Source organism: Acinetobacter sp. BIGb0102 (assembly GCF_003815055.1).
Lineage (GTDB): Bacteria > Pseudomonadota > Gammaproteobacteria > Pseudomonadales > Moraxellaceae > Acinetobacter > Acinetobacter vivianii.
Genome location: NZ_RKQE01000010.1, coordinates 625,291 through 644,755, shown reverse-complemented (window position 1 = coordinate 644,755; position 19,465 = coordinate 625,291). Strand labels below are relative to the sequence as shown.

Sequence of the window (19,465 nt, the reverse complement as noted above, 5' to 3'; positions counted from 1 at the left end):
AAAACAAAAAAAGCCCAGTAAGTGTACTGGGCTTTTTGATCGAGATTTATAAAATTATAAACCTGATTCATATTCGCTATTTGAAAGTAATTTTTCAACATCCGCCATATTGTCGGGTTTGATCTTGTAAATCCAGCCTTTGCCATACGGTTCATCATTAACGAAATCTGGATCATCTTCAAGATCAGTATTTACTTCAATGACTGTACCTGAAACAGGAGCATGAATATCTGATGCTGTTTTTACAGATTCTACAATACCTGACTGTTCAGTTGCGGTTACATGGCTGCCCACTTCTGGGGTTTCCACATAAACCAAATCACCCAACTCATCTTGTGCATGGTCAGTAATGCCTGTTACAACGAGGTCACCCTCGATTCTTACCCATTCATGCGTGCGTGCATATTTCAATTCTGCTGGATGATTCATGACAACTCCTTAACAATCTGTCGTATCATTTTTATTTGGTTTATACATGCTTTTCAATAAAAACAAAAGCTTTCGGTATAGAAGATTTTATAAGTAAGGATCTTTACGCCAGTTACTTGGACTACGGCCACTCCAGCGCTTAAAGGCACGGCTAAAATTCGCGACATCCGAATAGCCAAGCTCATCTGCAATCTGTTCCAGACTATAATCCGTTCGGGAAAGCAGGGAGGTGGCATGACGATAACGAACTTCATCTACTAAGGTCGAAAAAGAAGTTCCTTCTGCTGCTAACTGACGCTTTAAAGTGCGGTCAGACATATGCAAGCGTTCAGCCACACTTTCAATACTGAGATAATGTTGTTCTGAATTGGTCAGAATATCACGGACACGCATCGCTAAACGACGACGTTCCCCAAGTGCTGACAGTTCAGCTTCACATTGATTAATGGCAATCTGGCTGGCAATCGGATCGGCATTGACCATTTTCAAACCTAGATACTTTTTATCAAAGCTTGAGATTAAATGCGGCTGGTTAAAACGAATGCTGCTACTGAGTTTATCTCTATATTTTTCAAAGCCTACTGGTTCTGGGAAATCCAGATCGACTTCACCGCTTAAATCTTCTATGCCAGTCAAGGCTCTTGCCATGGTCATGATGCCAATGGTCAAACCTAAAATAATTTCGGTGCGTAAAGGCTCAACTTCAATATCACATTGCAGTTGTAAGGTCGCCTTAGGCCCGAAAGTGGAAAAATAAAGCTGTAAAAAAGGCAGACGTAATTGAATAAAGCGGCTTGCCAATGCAATTGCATCGGTAATGTCATGCGCCGTCATAATGGCGTAGCCAATAAATCCGTGAATGGAAATTCGCATTTGTGTACCAAGGTGAAAACCTAATGTGCTTTCACCAGTAAGGCGTAAAGAATGCTTCACCAATTCATTGGCAATCGGCGTTGGAATTCGATAATTCGGATCAGCCAGTTGTTCACTCGTTAAATGAAATGGAGCAAATAAGGTTTCGTCGCTATATCCCCAGCGAGAAACCACGTCTAATAGCAAGAGGCCATAGACGCCTGGTATTCCTTGATCTTGACGAGTTGTGCTTGTTTTCATGTGCTTTCCGTGGCGCTCATCAATTTTGCCAATATCTTTTAAACTTTAAAGTCTTAAACATCTTTACATGAAATAAAATAATCAATCTTAAAAATTGTTGGACAAAACAGTCACTGAATGTCCGAGCCTTAAGCTGCTCTTCTAAATACCAAAATTTTGGTTGTAGATATTAATAGCACATCACCATGCTGGTTCAAAGCTTGGGTTACGTAGCTGACGATACCGCGGTCAGGTTTTGTTTTAGACGGAACAATTGCCGTAATTTCCACTTCAACATGAATTTTATCGCCCGCACGTGTCGGTCGTGGCCAGCGTAAGCTTGACTCGGTTCCCAACAAGCCACCTGCCACTGGAAAACATTCAGTCCAAAGGCGCATGGTCACGGCTGAAGTGTGCCATCCGCTCGCTGCCAAGCCTTGAAAAATAGGATGTTCAGCAGCAGCTTGCTCATCAGTATGAAAGGGCTGTGGGTCGTATTGATTGGCAAATTGTTTTACTTCTTCAAGTGTCATTTCATATTCACGGCTGATGAAGCGATCACCAATATTAAGGTCTTCTAAATACAACATTATTCTGTGTCCTGCGTTACCCGTTGTTCAACCAGAAAACCGCCTGTCTGGCGTTTCCACAGTTGAGCATATAAACCATCCTGAGCAATAAGTTGTTCATGTGTGCCTTGCTCAGCGATTCTGCCTTGATCAAGTACAATGAGACGATCCATTTGTGCAATAGTAGATAAACGGTGGGCAATTGCAATGACCGTTTTGCCAACCATCAAGTCATTTAAACTGTTTTGAATCGCCGCTTCGACCTCGGAGTCAAGGGCGCTGGTCGCTTCATCTAATATTAAAATGGGTGCATCTTTTAGGAAAACCCGTGAAATTGCAATACGTTGGCGTTGTCCACCAGACAGTTTGACACCACGTTCACCCACATAAGCATCAAATCCAACACGGCCTTTCATATCGGTTAGCTGCGGAATAAACTCTTCCGCTTTGGCTTTTCTGACAGCCTGTTGAATTTCAGCTTCAGTCGCATTTGGACGACCGTATTTAATATTTTCAGCGACGGTACGATGTAGCAGAGAGGTATCTTGTGTCACTAAGGCAATATTGGCACGTAAACTATCTTGGGTTACATCATGAATATTTTGACCATCAATCAAAATACGACCTTGGTTGATGTTATAGAAGTGCAAGAGCAGTTGAATCAGCGTTGATTTTCCGGCACCAGAACGACCGACAATCCCAATTTTCTCACCAGGTTTGATGGTCAGGTTAAAATGGTCAATCACATTTTTCTGATTATATGCAAAACTAACATCTTCAAAACGAATCTCGCCGTGCTGTACTTTTAATTCAGTAGCATTTTCCTTGTCCTGAATCTGGATCGGTTTGCCCAGTGTTTTCATACCATCCTGAATGGTACCGACATTTTCAAACAGCATGGTAATATGCCACATGATAAATTCGGCTAGACTATCCAGCTTGAGTACCATCGCCGTAGTCGCAGCAATAACCCCAATTGCTGCCTGACCTTGTGTCCACAGCCAAACCGATGTTCCAATCACACTAATAAACAGGAAGGCGCTGAGTAAACGAATACTGATCTGGTATTTCACACCCAGACGCATTTGTTTATAGACAGTCACCATAAATTCCTGCATCGACTCTTTGGCATATTGGCTTTCACGGCCAGCATGAGCAAAAAGTTTTACAGTTTGAATATTGGTATAGGCATCGGTGACGCGACCTGTCATGACTGAACGTGCATCGGCCTGTTGCTGGGAGATTCTGCCCAGTCGTGGAATAAAGTAGCTGGCAATGGCAATAAATAAGGCTAACCATAAAATCAGGGGAACAATCAGCACAGGCGAAATTGCACCCATGACCAGACTAATGGTAACAAAATAGACCAGTACATAAACCAGCATATCACCAAGAATCATCCAGAATTCACGTACTGCCAGCGCAGTCTGCATCACTTTGGCGGAAAGGCGGCCAGCAAAATCGGTATGGAAGAAATCCAGACTTTGTTGCAACAACAAATTATGAAAGCGCCAACGCATACGCATCGGAAAGTTACTAAACAATACTTGGTGTTTAATAATCGATTGCAGGCTGACAAAGAAAATATTGGCAAACAGAATGCTGATCAGAATGGTTAAGTTCTGCTGATTGTTTTCTAAAAAGGTGTTGGGCTGACTTTTAGTGAGCCAGTCGACCAATTTACCAATATAGGAAAAGAATAAAGCTTCAAAGCAGGCCGCAGCAGCGGTACATGCAATCAGTAAAAATAGAAAAGGGCGAATGCCTTGGGTGGATTGCCAAACGAAAGAAAAAAAGGTAGTCGGTAATGGTTTGTTTAAGTCTTTAGTGGGGTATGGGTCGACTAACTTCTCAAACCATCGCAGCATTTCTTTTTCCTCTAATCTAAAGTACTAATTCAGCTTATTCTGTAGCATAGCAGAAAATCAGCAATAGAGATGAGAAAAGGGCATCAATAAAAAAGCCATATCTTTTACAGGATATGGCCTAAAAAATTCACTTATTTCTAGCTTACAAAATTGTTTTGAGTTACGACTTTACATTTTCTGGTCAAAAGTATTCAAACATAATGTAACCTTTATTAATCAGAAAAGCCCAATTCGTATTGGGATTTTTTTGTGATTTATGGGCAGTACAAAAGGGCATACCATCATGGATACAGTGAGCGTATACTGATGAGGTGTACTAAAATCACATAGGATCAAAAAATGCTGATTAAATTTGCAGTTCGATTCATGAGTGTTTTGTTGAGTGTACTTGCTTTGGTCGCCATCGCTATTCATTTCTTCTTTTCAAGTCGTTTAACGACTGATTTATGGATTATTATGGTTCCAGTGATCTTGGGGATTCCGATGCTAACATCTGTCGTTATTGCCAAAGATGAAGAGTTAAGCCTGCACTAGCAGTACCAATTTAATACTTTAAAAGTCCATCAAAAGGTGGGCTTTTTTTGTTTATATGCTATAACAGGACTTCCAGTCATAAAGGAGTCTGAAGTGGTTATTTCCCAAATCAAGACAAGTTTAGATCAAGAATATGATTTATTCACGCAATCTCAAAGTTATCAGTTATACAAAAATAGTGAGATACCTCTTAAAGCATTATTCTTTAGTGAGGCGCTTAAATCACTTAAATATCCGCATAGTCATTTGATCCCTTTGGGAGGCGGTATCTATAAGTTTATGAATTTTAATAATTTTGAGTTAGATGTAAATTTATTTGATACGCCACAGTTTAAGAATAAAACTGGATTTATCAATTGGATTTCAGAAACATTGCATAAAAATATTTATAGTTAGTGATAAATCTAAAATATTGACTAATTTGTCATATAAAACGCTCATCTTCAGCAATGAATTTGAGCGTTTTGTTTTATGAAGATGAATAAAAATACTTAGTTCTTTTTACATTTCTTTTACGTAGTTATTAGCCTTGTAAATCTGTTGTTTCTCTGTCGAATAAAGACATATTTAATATTTATTTCTCATTCAGGTTACTTAAAAAAACATGGCTTACTTTTCATAACCGAATCTGTCTGTTTTGCATCTATTTATCTCGTTAGCTTATTAAGTAATCACTTTTGATGATTTAGCTAAGGAGAAAAATATGGACACTATCCAGTTTTCAGATTGCGCTAAAGCTTGTCTAGTTTGCTCATTAACTTGTACTACGTGTGCATCAGCCTGCTTAGAAGAGGAAAAGGTAGAGATGATGCGGGAGTGTATTACCCGATGTCTGGAATGTTCAGATATTTGTATGTTATGTGCCAAAGCACATCAACGAGAATCAGTTTTTCTGGCTGAGATGTGCCAGATCTGCGCAAAAATATGTGATTGGTGCGCCAAGGAATGTATTAAACATGCCTCTGAACATTGTCAGCAATGTGCTGAAACCTGTCATCAGTGCGCCATCGAATGTAGAAGAATGGCTGCCTAATTGAATCAAGATTGATGAAGAGAGCAGATGGTAAAGAAATTATAGCTGATACCAAAAATGAAAAAATGCTGATAAGAAATTGTGAAGACTATAAAGATAACGACCTGTCATATAGTCAAAATATTCACTCAGCTGAAAAGCAGCAATGATTGGAAAGCTTATCAACTGATAGGCTTTTTTTATGTATGAACAATCCAAGTTACACAAACTCAATGTAAGTGATTCGCTTTTGATCAAAGATTACCGATACAAACAGCTAAAAATAACAACTTTACTTAAGATAAAAACTTAATTATTAAATGAGAGCATTATCAAATGACGAATAACTTTGAAAAAAACTTTAAAAAATCTCCTAACTTAACTGTTGCAACTTCGATCATCGATCGTTTTAGTCCAAAGTTTTGGCGTGTAGACGGTCCGCAGACCATGTCTTTTGCAATTACGAATTTTGGTAACGGTTTTGAAGCATGTTTCCGTTCTCGTACCACCACTGATCTGGTCGGTGTTAGTTGGGATTCTTATGATGTAAAAGATCATAAATTTCTCGCTTATGAGACTAAATATGACTACAGCGGTACGATTTGGGATTTTGATATTGAATTATCGGCAACTATGCCAGCATTAAATAATCCTGCTTTAACACCGACATTGACTGTGCAATATCATGAAAATGGGGTCGATAAAGTTGCCTATATTGTGCTGTTTAATTATGCAGATCAGCCAGCCTCACGATCAGCGCATATTCATATCAACTGGGATACCGTCAAGGCAGGGTTCTCTGCAACAGATCCATTTCCTGTAAGTAACATTCAGCGTATTTCTTTTTCTGGATTTACAATGAGTTACAATGGACACTCAACACTTCCATTGGCTCAGGCAGAAGATGGTTATATCCGAGTGACGAACTCCGTCACCACAGGCCCAAATGCCAAGCTGACTTTAAATCGGGTCTCAGTTCCTGTGCATGAGTATGGCATTTGTACCAGTTATGATGATCATTATGATCTCAATCCGCAACGACTGGTCGATAACATGGCGGCTTTGGGTTATCACGGCTTAATTAATCATTATTGTGGCATGTCTAAATATCCTGAAATGTCATGGAAAGCTGATATCAATAAATGGCAAATTCCAGATCCATTATTAAGCAATGCAGATGTGGTTAATCCATGTACCCGAAAATGGCACGAACATTTTGCTCAGGCATTACATTGTGCCGATATGCAGCCTGTTTTTGGGGTGAGCTTTGAAATGTATTCATTGGGTGCCAATGAATTCTGGGCACAGCGTGACTGGAATAGTGATCTGGGCCGTACAGGTTATGAGCCACCAAGTTATTTCTTTAGTCCATGTGATCAAAATGCACAGGTTTATTTGCATAAAGCGTTTATTGAGTTTGCAGATACCATGGCTGTTGGCGGATGTGAAGTCAATATGCAGATTGGCGAACCGTGGTGGTGGTATAACCAGGGCACAGATCTCCCATGTGTCTATGATTACCCAACCAAACTGGCTTTTAATGCAGATACTGGTTTGTATGCACCGAATCTAGGCACCATCTACGAAGCCATGAATAAGACGGGAACGCCGTATGATGAGTTTAAAAGCTGGTTAAGAAATAAGTTGGGACAGACCTGTCAGGATATTCGTACTGTGGTTAAGGCAAAATATCCTCAAGCCAAAGTCTGCCCATTAATTTTCTTCCCGACAATTCGCACCCCAATTGAGACTCTGGTGACGGATATCAATTATCCGCGTGAACATTATTCATATCCGAATTTTGATTACCTCATGACGGAAGCCTATGACTGGATTTTAGAAGCGCGTTTGGGCTTGGCACATCAGGCGGTGGCAGAGATTCCGACACAGGATCTGAACTATCCAGAAGACAAGGTTGCATATCTGGCTGGCTTTGTACCGGATTCATCCATTGCACATTTATATGGTTTTGACGCGAGCAAGGCTTATCGAACACCGATCTGGCAGCGCGTATTTGGAGATATGCAAAATAATCAACCGTTGGGGCTGATGAAACAATTCATTTGGGCCTATCCTCAGATTATGGCGGACTCCGTCACAATCGATATTGCACAGGCACCAAACGGTTTCTTTGTGGAGCATAGTTTATATTCTCCAGTCAGCGACGAGACGCCGTATCCACCTGAAATTTATTTATAAAATTAAACTTCTGATGAAAAAGGCTTTGTGATTCAAAGCCTTTTTTAGATTCATATTTTGCAGAAAATAAATAGAATTTTTAGGGCAATCTCTTTACTGCACAAAATTTAGGAAGTGTTCTATAAACTTTACGAAATAGACAAGAAATTGAAAAATAAATTCTCATTTATTCAAATGAAAACTGATATACACTAGCTTTTATTACTTTCTAGAACTTAAAGATCCTTATGAAAAACAAGATTCTATTCTTTGGTTTGATTGCAATCGTATGTGTAGGTTGTAATAAGCAGCCTGAAGTAAAGAGTGAAAAGGCTCAGGAAAGCTTCGAGACAGTAGACAATAAAATTTCTGAGTATATGGATATTCTGGATAATCCAGATACGCCTAAAGCGCAACAGACTAAAGTACTTTGTGAAGATTATCCAAAGCTGTATGAATCGAAATATATTCCAGCTTTGTTAAAGGTTGCACCAAAAGATTACACCAAAGAAAAATTGATGAACGATTTAAAAATATCGACAGATTACTACGCTGAAAAGCTGGATATTATTTGTAAATAAACAATAACGAACTGCAATAAAAAAGCTCCAATTTGGAGCTTTTTCTCTGTACAAAATTTGATATATTCATCACATAATATCAATTATTAGGCCTATTTAGGGGACAGTATGAGTGAAACCCAACACCATCTAAGAGAAAGCACAACCAATACCTTTGTTGCGTGGGTTGTTATGATATTGGGATGTATTGCTGGCATTGCTTTTATTGTACTTTTCGGGCAAATAGAAACTCGAAACGATAATCTGGACATCGTTCAAGTTTGGTCTGGAAAAATTATTGCTGTCGGTATCGGCATCATTATGAATGGCTTATTGTTTGGCTATTTACTTCTTAAGGTCAGTAGTATTTTGCAATATTATGAGCAAAGAAAAATAACAAACGTTGCAGACTAAGTGCGATCTGCATACAAACAACAGAAATTTCTAGTCATTTAAGCGTGTTATATCTACTCTAATAAGTTGGGGGAGATAATGATATGTGGACAATCATTATTACGCTGGTCATCGGTTTATTGATCATATTATTTGCCAGAAAATTCCAAAATAATGAAAGTCTATCGACCTCCGCTTCAGAGGATGCTTCTTTTGCTGATAATGTCTTATATACCTTCGAGATTACTGGCGAACACTCTTATCAACATCATCTAAGAGAAATTGCGAGAGCAACAGCTCCTACTTCTAAGTTTATAGAAACTACTGCGAGCGTTCGCTCTGAGCCATTAAATTCAAGTCATGACCATACGATTCGGGTAGAAATTCAGGGGTTAATGGTGGGCTATCTTAAAGAGCAAGATGCAAAACAGTTGGCTGGCCATAATATTGATAAAAAAGTCTCAGCTGTGATCAGTTATGGCCGATTGAGTGGGCAAAATGAAGAGGGTTATGGGGTTAAGCTTGTTGTAAAGCGTTTAGACGATTTACGTTAAGTGGCGCTAATTAATCAGTCGGATCATCAATTTTCGACTTATGCGCCAAAATATGTCGTTTAGTTGAATTTGATGACTTGAAAAAGTGGAAATAGAACATATTATATTTTTTTCTTATTCTGATATCACAGGCGGAATACAGTGAACGAAGAAATTTTGTTACCTGCATCACGAGCTACTGCAATTTCTAATGCCAATGTTAAAAAATTAACTGTAGATAAAATTCTCTCCAAGATTTCAAGTACCATTAAATTAAGAGCCAATGATGGCGACCGCGATGCCTTACAACAATTTTCAAAACATGAAGTGAGTAGTGAGGACGCAGATATTGTTGTCACTGAGTTAAAGGCTGCGGGTTATCGTGTTTTCCTGAATCCTAATTTTACCAATACCAATATCCAGTTCCAGCTTGAATGGGACTGAGGTAAAAAGTTAAAAAAAAGCCCTCACTGTTTAGGGCTTTTTTATGTGATTTAGAAAATATTAATTTCAATGCTTATAATGATTAAGCTGGAATAATTTTTTATAAGATAAATTTTAATATCCTTAAGTGTTTAGGAAATATGTTTATAATGTTGAAAAAATAGCAATAGAGCGAACAAAATGACCTTAAAAGGGTTAGTGATTTCAATTTTAGCAATCACATTGATATCTGTGAGCTACCTGTATCTAGATTATAGAAAAACAGGGGGATATCAGCTGAATAGTGACGGTTATTATGGTTATTCTTTCCCAGCCGACAACGGATTAAACAAAGTTGAGGATTGTGAGCTCGCCAATACTGAACATCCTAATGAGCCTCCTGTATCGAAAGAATGGATGGAAGGGTGTAAGCGATATTTTGAGATCAATTAAAAAAGCACCCGAAGGTGCTTTTTTAATGCCACATTTACGCTTTTGTTTCTTGTTCAGTCGTAAGTAACTGGAAATCATGGCCTGATGGTGCTTGATAAATTCTCAAACCAAACTCAGGAATAATCGCAATCAAATGATCAAAAATATCAGACTGGATGGCTTCATAAGATGCCCATGCAATGGTATTGGTGAATGCATAAATCTCTAATGGTAAGCCTTCACTGGTTGGCTGCATTTGACGTACCAGAATGGTCTGGTTCTGCGCAATCCCTTGATGCTGACGCAAATAAAACTCAACGTAAGCGCGGAACGTTCCGAGGTTGGTTAAACGACGCTGGTTATAACGCGACTGGTTGCTTAGATGATTATTGAACTCTTCAATTTCAGATTTTTTTGCATCCAGATATTGGTCGAGTAATAAAAAGTCTTTTAACTTTTGTTGCTCATCATCACTCATAAAGTGAACGCTACTTTGATCTAGAAAAAGCGAGCGCTTAATACGACGGCAGCCCGATTCACTCATACCACGCCAGTTTCTAAAGGTATCAGTAACCAGTTTATTGGTTGGAATCGTTGTAAATGTCTTGTCAAAGTTTTGTACGGTCACCGTATGTAATGACATATCAATTACATCGCCATCCGCATTTAACGATGGCATTTCAATCCAGTCCCCGATACGCACCATGTCATAAGACGCAATCTGTACGCTGGCAACCAGTGAAAGGATTGTATTTTGGAATACCAACATCAGGACTGCGGCCATCGCACCAAAGCCAGCAAGCAATGTGAATACATCTTTCTTGAGGAAGGTACCTAAAATCATTAAGCCACAAACAACAAACAAGATCAGCTTAACCAGCTGTAAATAGCCTTTAATGGGCTTATTTCTTGATTTTGGATTGCGCTGGTAGATCAGGTTAAAGATATTTAAAGCTTCACTCACGGTCAATGCAAGTGTGAGGAAGATAAATGCCTGTGCACCCATTTGAACCAAGCTAATGACTTTCTCTGGTAAGTGAGGAACGGTGCTAATACCATTCATAATCACGATAGCTGGGACAATATTTGCAAAACGGCGGGTAACACTATGTTGGGCAAATATAGACTGGTTAGGAGACTTAAATTTTGTAATTAAATGGCGAATCCCACGAACAATAATTCTTTTCGCAATAAAGTTTGCAAGCGCTGCAAATAAAATTAAAACAATTAAGGCCAATACCATCTCAAGCCAAGGATAATGACTTAATTCAACCCGAATATCACGGATAAAACCTAAATAATCCAAACTAATACACCTTAAAATTCTTTAAGAGAGAATTGTAAGGTGTATTTGATATTTATAATAATCTGATCACAGTTTATATACGTTCTGTAAGGCGTTTTTACATAACGCAGTGGTGTTTTACCACATTAAATCATCAGGAATGACATAAGCTGCGTATGGATCTTCCTCATCTGTGGTCTGGTCATTGTTCCCGGTATTGTTATTGACCAAGATAAAACCTTGCATTTTCTGGTCAATCTTGTCAGCCAGCGCTTTCGGCAGGTATGCATAATTGTCCTGATCTTTGGCAATGACCAGCGATCCTGAAACAAGCGCGTTATAAACCTGTTGTGAAAGATAGACTTTCTTGATTTTCCCTTCATCAATAAACTGATAGGTCACATCGCCGTTAATATCTTTCACTTTGTGCTGTTTAATCATCTGAATGATCGAAGCTTTTAGCGCTTTTTCTTCCAGAATCTTTTGTTTTTCCAGATTTAGTGCCTGATCTTTGGCTAATTTTTCTTGCTTGGCACGATCAATTTCAGCCTTGAGGACTGCATCGTCATTTTGTCCAGTACGTTGTTCGTGCTGAACCTGTTTGGTCAGTTTTTTCGCTTTTTTATTATCCACCAACCCAGCTTTTAATAATTGGGCCTGCAATGCATTTTTAACCATAATTCAATCCAAATGTGAGTTTGATGAAGAGCGAAAATAGAAAATCCAGTATGCCATACTCATTCCCAGACTTAAGCCCGCTGGAATAAGAAAGCTATTTAATTTTAAATAAGGATAAAGAGCGCTCGCAATGAGTCCACCCAATAAAAAACCGATAAAAATGAGTAGATGTAGAAAAATCCGACGTTTTTCTACATTTAGGCCACGGGCTTTATACCCTAAAGCTAAACCAATATCCGTGAGCACGCCAGAAAGGTGGGTGGTTCGAATAATTGCGCCTTTGTAATGGCTCACCATCGCATTCTGTACACCCATCGCGACACAGGCCCAGAGCAAGCCATAGCGAGGGAAATAGGGGAGCAATAACCAGGTCAGCAACAGAAAAATGGCAACTAGGCTCAGAGGAAGCCCATAACGTCGTCCAAATGCGACATTGCCATTACCTAGAATTAGGCCGCTATAGAATGAGCCTGTGACAAAACAAATGACGACTAAGGTGAGATAAATGAAATGTTCAGGCTGCCAGTCCAGCAAACTCATTGCCAAAATACTGACATTGCCTGTCATATGAGAAACAGATTGATGTAAGACCGTAAATAAGCCTAAAACGTTTACCATCCCTGCATTCAGTGCAAGTAAGAAGGCACCAAGTTGAATCCAGTTGGGTAAACGTTGAAGTGGCATATCAACCTATGAATTTGGACGGTCTCTGAAATCAACGGCAGCAGTAAAGAGAACATCGGTAGATGAGTTTAAAGCTGTTTCTGTTGAGTCTTGCAATACACTGATAATCATACCAATTGCAACAATCTGCATTGCAATATCAGATGATATACCAAACAAACTACAAGCAACAGGGATCAAGAGCAAAGATCCACCTGCAACACCAGAAGCACCACATGCCGATACAGCTGCAACGACTGATAAAATAATCATGGTGCTTAGGTCTACTGGGATGTTTAAGGTATGTACAGCAGCAAGGGTGAGTACCGTAATTGTCACTGCCGCACCCGCCATATTAATGGTCGCACCAAGTGGAATAGACACACTTGCAGTTGCTTCATTTACACCTAGACGGTGAGCCAAATCCATATTGACAGGAATATTGGCCGCTGAACTACGGGTAAAGAATGCAGTGATACCACTTTCTTTTAAGCATGTAAATACCAATGGATATGGATTTGCTTTCATTGTAATGGCAACCAGAAGCGGGTTGATCACAAGCGCAACAAACAGCATGGTACCAATTAACACAAATAAAAGATGTGCATAGCTTTTTAATGTTGCCAAACCAGCGTCGGCAAAGGTTACTGCAACCAGACCAAAAATACCGATTGGCGCAAAGCCAATCACAGTATGAATGATTTTATTCACTGCATCTGCAATATCTGTTAAGACCTGTTTCGTTGTATCTGAGCTATGACGTAAAGCCAGACCTAAACCGATGGCCCATGCCAGAATACCAATGAAATTAGCTTCGCCAATCGCTTGCACAGGGTTTGCGATAAAGCTTAAAAGTAAATTCTTTAAGATTTCTGCAAGACTGCCAGGTGCTTGAAGTCCACTTTCAGGTGGTAAGTGTAAGAATAACTGACTTGGAAACATCACACTCGCAGCAACTGCACTAAATGCAGCCAGCAGCATCCCCACGATATACAAAACCAAAACAGGTCTGATATTCGAGCTTTGACCGATCTGGAAATTTGCAATTGAAGCAAGAACTAAAACAAAAACTAAAATCGGTGCAACAGACTTTAATGCTTTAATGAATAATTCACCCAATAAACTTAAGTAGGGTGTAAAGTTAGGAAAGAGCAGAGCTACTCCAATCCCTAGAAAAATAGCGATAATAATTTTGCTAACTAAGCTCAAGCGAGACAATACATTAAACATATAAAGGCCTTATAAACCTATGCACGGTTTAAGGTTAAACAAGGGCGGTATTCTATACCTAAGAACCGTGAATAATAAAATTTTTTTTGCAATTCAATTACTTTAAAAATATCGAAAAAATTAAGACAATGTTTTTAAAAAAAAATTAGGAAAACATGACACATCCTTTTGTATAAAAATAATCCACTAAAATTGGTCATTCTGCGAGCATATCGGGCGAAAGTGTTTGTATTGCTTGATAATGTGATAAAAATATTTGACCCGTAAGTTCCTTGGTCAGTTCTGATTTAATCAATTTATCCATCACAAAACTTTTCACTTCCGACAAATGCAACTGGATGTTTAACTGCGATAATTCACGGTTAAGATCTTCCAGCATTTCTAAAGCACTCAGATCAATATTGCTAATACTTGAGCAATTAATCACAACATGTTGCAGTTCTGCATTTTGGCTGACTTCCGTAATTACATGACCTTTTAATACATGCCCATTTAAAAAAGTCAGGTTTTCATCAACGCGAAAGGCAACTACGGTTGGTGTCGTGATGACATCATAACGTGATACATTTCTAAAATGTTGAGTCCCTTCGATCAGACCAATCACTGCAATATGTGGACGACTAATTTTCCACAGCAATAGAACAAACGTTAAAATAATACCAATCATCAATCCTGTCGAGATATCAATACAGGTTACACCAAAAAATGTTGCCCACATGGCAAGGCCATCTGCTTTTGAGTACTTCCATGTTTCAATAAAGGGTGAAAGGGTAACCAGTTTCCAGATAGAGACAAAAATTGTCGCAGCCAACACGGCTAAAGGCAGATTTTGAAAAAAGCCAGTAAAATATAAACTGACTGCAATCATAAATAATGAAGACAGTACCCCTGAGATTGGAGTCTTTGCACCTGCATCCGCATTGACAACGGTACGGGATAAACTTCCAGAAACAGCAAAACCTGAATTTATCCCTGCAGCAATATTTGCCAGACCTAAAGCAATCAGTTCTTGATTACTGTTTAAATCATCGCGCTTTTGCAATGCTGTTGCCTGTGCAATCGCGAGTGATTCCACAAAGCTGATCATGGCAATCATAAAGGCACTCGGTAGAAGCTGCTGAACCAAGCCTAGATTCCATGTTGGAAAATGTAAGCTCGGTAAACCTGTCGGAATGATACCCACGGTTTTAATGCCCAGAGTATTCTCGTTCATCAAGCTCAGCAAAATAATAGAAGACAATACCAGCACCAGCGGAAGGATTTTATTTAAAAAACCAGAGCGGATAAATTTCGGCAGCAAAAAAAGTAATAAAACCGAGATCAGACCAAAGCTCATCCCTGTAAATGTAATAAGGTGAAAGTTCTGAGATAGGCTGATCAGAAATTCTGGAATATTACTGGCTTGTAAGGGAATATCGAGTAGAAACTTGAACTGTCCCAATGCGATTAACAATGCTGAAGCAATAATAAAACTTTGAATAACGGGATGACTAATCAACTGGATCAAAAATCCGAAACGCAATAGCCCCAGAACCATCGAAATGATACCCACCAAAAGCGCCAGTAGACATGCCGCTTCGATATAGGCTGTAGAGCCCACGGGGAATAATGGATTTAATGCTGCAAATACCATCATCGAAATAATGGCGACAGGGCCAATAGATAGGGTTGTGCTACTTCCAGTAAATGCATAAATAATCATGGGTAATATACTGGCGTATATCCCCATAATTGGTGGTAGTCCAGCCAGCATGGCATAAGCCATACCTTGTGGCACCAGCATTGCCAGTACAATAAGTGCAGCAATCAGGTCTGACTTAAAGCTTGAAAGTTGATACTCGCTTAACCATTTTCGTGCAGGAAATAGTCTGGAAACATTTCGGTTGAACAATTTCATGCATCATAGTCTAAATCATAAATTCATATATATTATGCAGAAAAAATGCTAAAGAAAGCTATGATGATCTTAATTTCTTCAACAATTATGTTTGAGGACAATAGTGCTCATATAAAGTGTTTAAAATTGCTTTGAGTTTTGGGTCAAGAATTGAATAAAAAATTTGTTTACCATCACGGCGGGTAGATACCGCATTGCTTTTTCTTAGCATCATGAGCTGTTGAGACAGGGTAGGTTGGAAGATTTGCGTGATTTCTTCAATCTGTGAAACATTTAACTCTTGTTTAGCTAAATGGCACAAAATAATTAACCGATCGGTATTAGCCAGAGATTTAAGTACAGTGACAATTGTACCCGCAGATTCTCTCATTGCGTCGATCTCAAAATCCTTTTGCATACTTATACTCATTACGTTACAGCCGTGGCTAGTATAAAGTCAGTGCAAGAAAAAGTTGTAGTAAAACTGCTTATTTGCAATGGTTTTTAATGAAAATATATATAAGCAAAACTGATAAAATGATTAAAAAATGCTGATTAAATCTTAATTTTTATTTAAAGTGTGAATTGGTTAATTTTATATCTATTTATTGTGCTTTATATCTCTTTTATGTCGAATTAACCATCTTTTTGGGCTATTTTATTGTTTAGTTAAACTGAAAAATAAAATTAAGTGCTTAATATATTTAACAAATATAAAAAACTCGAAAAAAAGATTGTGCTTTGGTAAAAAGTATATATAATGAAAAACAAGACAGAACGATCTGTCTGCATAAGAAGGATCGGGAGTGCGAAAGTACGACCGCCAGAGGGTAATAATATTTATTATTCTTTTTACACTCAGACGCAAGCGTGAGCCACAATAATAATTATAAATCACGCTTTATTTTTTTCAATTCTTTATTCAAATCTTGCTTAAATTTGTCTAATTATTATCCCTCTAGTCATAAAGGGATAACATGACTTATGCAAATTCTTTTTCAAAATTGATCAGATGTTCAACGCGCTTCCAGTATTCATCCATTTCAACGGAATGTTTGTTGACGTGTGCTTGAATCGTCATACCGTCTAAAATACTGACAATCAAAGTAGCGAGATGCGTCGGATTACGAATTTCGAGATTGGCAAGTAAGTTTTGAACGAGCGCAGTTAACCAGATTTTGTACTGCGTTGCTGGTTGTAAAGTCGATGGATAAATCTTGATCACTTCTTCTAAAGCTTTCTGGAACATACATCCATTGAAGTCTTCGCTATTAAACCAAGCCGAGTACCATTGAAAAATTGCTTTAAGCTGGCTTAGGTGATCCGTTTGGTCACACTCTGCCAAAGTTGCATTAAGAGAAGTCTGAAGGTTAATATTGCGTTGGATCAGGCACTCTTCAATAAGTTTTTCCTTTGAAGGGAAATATTTATAAAAGGTCATCTTTGCAACGCCAGATTCACTAATAATACGATCGACACCAATCGAGTTATAACTGTGCGAATTAAAAAGTCTTAATGCTGTGTTAATAATATCTTCTTTTTTTGACATACAACGCCTCAAGTTAGCCCATCACCAAGAGCACCATGTTGCATTTCATCATGCAATTTTCGCTGGGATTCTACATGGTATTTTAGAAAGATCATAGGGAAAAATAATAATATTTATTTAATTGATCCTTTGAGCTTTCTTTTCAAGGGGAGTATAAAAATTAACGATATGAATATTGAGGAAATAATCAGAAATACGTTTATTCAATTGAACTTTTGAATAGAATTATTGATCAAAATAAATGGATGATAATTCATCTAATTGTTTTTACAAGATATGTGGTTTTATTCAAATAATCTTTAACGTTTGGAAAATAATGATCAGCGTCTAATTGTTGTTTGCTATGGTTTATTTATTTATCAGAGAAAATATTTTTGAAAAATTGATTCTGGAACGGGTTTTTAATAAAACTGTAATATTTAAAAGTCAGTTATTTTAGTTAAAATAAATAACTGACTTTAATCGTATAATTTTCTTTTTTATGATTTTGAGGCTTCAGTTGGTAAGCCTGCAATCAGCTTGACAAAGTTCTGGTAAAGCGTGGACTGTTGATTTGGCGTGTAGACAGAGCGCTTAATGTTACCTTTGTCAGTTTCTATCGAAAGCTCAACATTCTGTGCTTTTCTTAACTCATAGAGAAACGAGCTTGGAACAATAAAGCTATTGGAAGAGCGTCTTGGGATTAAGCGGTTAATATTTTTCTGCTCAGTTGGGCCCACAGGTTGGTAGGCGAAAGATCGCCCATCAATCAGGAAGGTGATGCTTTTGATATCGTAGTAGTCATAACTGCTGTTGAGCACAGTTTCGACTCTTAATTGCTGTTTTTGTTGTTTATCCCATTCAACAAAAACGTTGGGACACAGTTCATTGGCTTTACAGTTCAGCGAACCTGCTGTTGCAAGATTATCTAATGTGGCTGGAGTTGAAGAGTCTGGTAGAGTTGAACAACCGCTCATAGCGATACACAGGCTAAGCAGGCATAAAGTTTTATTCATTTTTCATTCTCTCGTGTATGAATCTTTCATGATTAACGATGGAGTTGCGGTCCAAGAAATGCAAACGGTTTGGTGACCTTGAATTGTTGGGTTGCATCACCGGCAAAAGTATTCTGCTGATCTTTTCCAAGATCAAGTTTGCGGGTTAACCCATCTTTAAAGTTAATTTTCTTTAAATCTACCCAGAACACGTTTGGCGAAACTGCTGACTCAAAGAAATAGAGTTGCTGTTTATGATCGGCAACTGTTCTCCAGCGTGTTGAGGAAATATTCGGTTCTTCTGCTGTATTTAAACCATATGGCACGGATGCATTACGAATCACACTAAAGACCGAGGCAAGGGCATCTTTAGGATCGTCATTTTTAGGAATGGCATTGATATAGAAAGAGGCACGGGCGAAACGGTCAGACGCGCGATTGGTGCCCGGTAGCATCACAGTTCCACCAATTTGTTGCCAATACGTATTGAGCGCAAGTTGCTGGTCAAAGGTCGGTGAGTTGGTCATAACCTGATATTTTTTATCATGGTGAATCACTTGTTTACCGCCAATATACTCAATAATTGCACTGTCTCCAGTTTTATCTGAAATCGATAAATGTAAGGTCGTAAGACGTTGTTCACCAGGTACACTGTCAGTAATCAGGTCAAAAGGTTCTTTTTCTAACGCGCTGACCGCCTCGGCAACAGTCGCATAATTATCCAGTACATATTGAGCCCAAGCAGAAATGCTGAGTTGAGGTTTATTCGAATGCTTGGTGTCTGGATATTGAGATTCGACTAGCCATAGCACATTTGCGACCAAGCCTGCTTCATTCATGCCATCTGTTGTTGAAATGTCATAACCTGTGGCGATCACACTGCCATACTTGGCTTTCCATTTCAGTGATTTGGGGCCTGCATTGCTGTCTCTTATGACATTGCTGGGTAGAATCCAGAGGTTAGTACCAACATCTACTTTCCAGTCCATTGATCGGGCAGTAATGATATGGTTGTTATTTCCTAGATAAACTGCACGAGTACAGGCATGGCTCGTCTGAAGAATCAGAGAGGTCGCGAGAAAAGAAAAACCTAATATTTTTTTAAACACAAGTGGTACTCCTTGCTGTTATATAAGCATGATTTCTATTCAATGTTTTTTGTAATGAATTAAATTTAGTCTATTAAA

The 19,465-nt window shown here is 38.5% G+C and carries 22 protein-coding genes; 9 read left to right on the top strand and 13 right to left on the bottom strand.

Annotated features, from left to right (window positions below):
• Nucleotides 1–54 precede the first annotated feature (54 nt).
• The 4 genes from gcvH to EC846_RS05755 form a co-directional block, all read right to left on the bottom strand.
• Nucleotides 55–429: a glycine cleavage system protein GcvH gene (gene gcvH / locus EC846_RS05770; protein WP_123774508.1), complete on the bottom strand. Its 375-nt coding sequence runs from the start codon at nt 427–429 to the stop codon at nt 55–57.
• An 87-nt stretch (nt 430–516) separates the two neighbouring features.
• A complete protein-coding gene (locus EC846_RS05765) occupies nt 517–1,542 on the bottom strand; it encodes an AraC family transcriptional regulator (protein WP_123774507.1) in 1,026 nt (341 codons plus the stop codon).
• A 128-nt stretch (nt 1,543–1,670) separates the two neighbouring features.
• On the bottom strand, nt 1,671–2,111 hold the full coding sequence (locus EC846_RS05760; protein WP_005257174.1) for a MaoC family dehydratase: 441 nt from the start codon (nt 2,109–2,111) through the stop codon (nt 1,671–1,673).
• The gene (locus EC846_RS05755; RefSeq protein WP_123774506.1) at nt 2,111–3,958 is read right to left on the bottom strand and encodes an ABC transporter ATP-binding protein; all 1,848 of its coding nucleotides are present in this window, start codon (nt 3,956–3,958) and stop codon (nt 2,111–2,113) included. The genes EC846_RS05760 and EC846_RS05755 overlap by 1 nt, the downstream gene beginning before the upstream one ends.
• A 339-nt stretch (nt 3,959–4,297) precedes the next feature.
• Between EC846_RS05755 and EC846_RS05750 the strand changes: the two genes are divergently transcribed.
• The 9 genes from EC846_RS05750 to EC846_RS18445 all read left to right on the top strand — a co-directional run bounded on the left by EC846_RS05750 (nt 4,298) and on the right by EC846_RS18445 (nt 10,044).
• The gene (locus EC846_RS05750) at nt 4,298–4,492 is read left to right on the top strand and encodes a hypothetical protein (protein ID WP_123774505.1); all 195 of its coding nucleotides are present in this window, start codon (nt 4,298–4,300) and stop codon (nt 4,490–4,492) included.
• A gap of 93 nt (nt 4,493–4,585) precedes the next feature.
• Nucleotides 4,586–4,888, top strand: coding sequence for a hypothetical protein (locus tag EC846_RS05745; RefSeq protein ID WP_123774504.1), 303 nt, complete (start codon nt 4,586–4,588; stop codon nt 4,886–4,888).
• 307 nt (nt 4,889–5,195) lie between these two features.
• Nucleotides 5,196–5,525: a four-helix bundle copper-binding protein gene (locus EC846_RS18450; RefSeq protein ID WP_081402409.1), complete on the top strand. Its 330-nt coding sequence runs from the start codon at nt 5,196–5,198 to the stop codon at nt 5,523–5,525.
• A 315-nt stretch (nt 5,526–5,840) separates the two neighbouring features.
• The gene (locus tag EC846_RS05735) at nt 5,841–7,703 is read left to right on the top strand and encodes a phage capsid protein (protein WP_123774503.1); all 1,863 of its coding nucleotides are present in this window, start codon (nt 5,841–5,843) and stop codon (nt 7,701–7,703) included.
• A gap of 227 nt (nt 7,704–7,930) precedes the next feature.
• Complete coding sequence (locus EC846_RS05730) at nt 7,931–8,263, top strand: hypothetical protein (RefSeq protein ID WP_004771849.1); 333 nt, start codon at nt 7,931–7,933, stop codon at nt 8,261–8,263.
• A gap of 108 nt (nt 8,264–8,371) precedes the next feature.
• Entirely contained in the window at nt 8,372–8,656 is a 285-nt protein-coding gene (locus EC846_RS05725; RefSeq protein WP_123774502.1) for a hypothetical protein, read from the top strand.
• An 83-nt stretch (nt 8,657–8,739) separates the two neighbouring features.
• Nucleotides 8,740–9,189, top strand: coding sequence for a hypothetical protein (locus EC846_RS05720; RefSeq protein ID WP_123774501.1), 450 nt, complete (start codon nt 8,740–8,742; stop codon nt 9,187–9,189).
• A 141-nt stretch (nt 9,190–9,330) separates the two neighbouring features.
• On the top strand, nt 9,331–9,612 hold the full coding sequence (locus tag EC846_RS05715; protein WP_004771852.1) for a hypothetical protein: 282 nt from the start codon (nt 9,331–9,333) through the stop codon (nt 9,610–9,612).
• Nucleotides 9,613–9,792: 180 nt separating this feature from the next.
• Entirely contained in the window at nt 9,793–10,044 is a 252-nt protein-coding gene (locus EC846_RS18445; protein WP_123774500.1) for a hypothetical protein, read from the top strand.
• Between the two features lie 34 nt (nt 10,045–10,078).
• Here EC846_RS18445 and EC846_RS05705 read toward each other — a convergent pair whose 3' ends face one another.
• The 9 genes from EC846_RS05705 to EC846_RS05665 form a co-directional block, all read right to left on the bottom strand.
• Nucleotides 10,079–11,329, bottom strand: coding sequence for a mechanosensitive ion channel family protein (locus EC846_RS05705; protein ID WP_005257183.1), 1,251 nt, complete (start codon nt 11,327–11,329; stop codon nt 10,079–10,081).
• 117 nt (nt 11,330–11,446) lie between these two features.
• The gene (locus EC846_RS05700; RefSeq protein WP_123774499.1) at nt 11,447–11,986 is read right to left on the bottom strand and encodes a DUF2058 domain-containing protein; all 540 of its coding nucleotides are present in this window, start codon (nt 11,984–11,986) and stop codon (nt 11,447–11,449) included.
• Between the two features lie 3 nt (nt 11,987–11,989).
• Nucleotides 11,990–12,670, bottom strand: a complete 681-nt coding sequence (locus EC846_RS05695) for a YoaK family protein (RefSeq protein ID WP_047432848.1) — start codon at nt 12,668–12,670, stop codon at nt 11,990–11,992.
• Between the two features lie 6 nt (nt 12,671–12,676).
• Nucleotides 12,677–13,879: a serine/threonine transporter SstT gene (gene sstT / locus EC846_RS05690; protein ID WP_123774498.1), complete on the bottom strand. Its 1,203-nt coding sequence runs from the start codon at nt 13,877–13,879 to the stop codon at nt 12,677–12,679.
• A 196-nt stretch (nt 13,880–14,075) separates the two neighbouring features.
• Nucleotides 14,076–15,776, bottom strand: a complete 1,701-nt coding sequence (locus tag EC846_RS05685; protein ID WP_123774497.1) for a SulP family inorganic anion transporter — start codon at nt 15,774–15,776, stop codon at nt 14,076–14,078.
• A gap of 85 nt (nt 15,777–15,861) precedes the next feature.
• Nucleotides 15,862–16,173, bottom strand: a complete 312-nt coding sequence (locus EC846_RS05680; RefSeq protein WP_004771865.1) for an ArsR/SmtB family transcription factor — start codon at nt 16,171–16,173, stop codon at nt 15,862–15,864.
• Between the two features lie 564 nt (nt 16,174–16,737).
• Nucleotides 16,738–17,304, bottom strand: a complete 567-nt coding sequence (locus tag EC846_RS05675) for a TetR/AcrR family transcriptional regulator (protein ID WP_005257190.1) — start codon at nt 17,302–17,304, stop codon at nt 16,738–16,740.
• A 479-nt stretch (nt 17,305–17,783) separates the two neighbouring features.
• Nucleotides 17,784–18,299, bottom strand: coding sequence for a hypothetical protein (locus EC846_RS05670; protein WP_123774496.1), 516 nt, complete (start codon nt 18,297–18,299; stop codon nt 17,784–17,786).
• A 32-nt stretch (nt 18,300–18,331) separates the two neighbouring features.
• Nucleotides 18,332–19,387, bottom strand: coding sequence for a linear amide C-N hydrolase (locus tag EC846_RS05665; protein ID WP_005257195.1), 1,056 nt, complete (start codon nt 19,385–19,387; stop codon nt 18,332–18,334).
• Between the last annotated feature and the right edge of the window lie 78 nt (nt 19,388–19,465).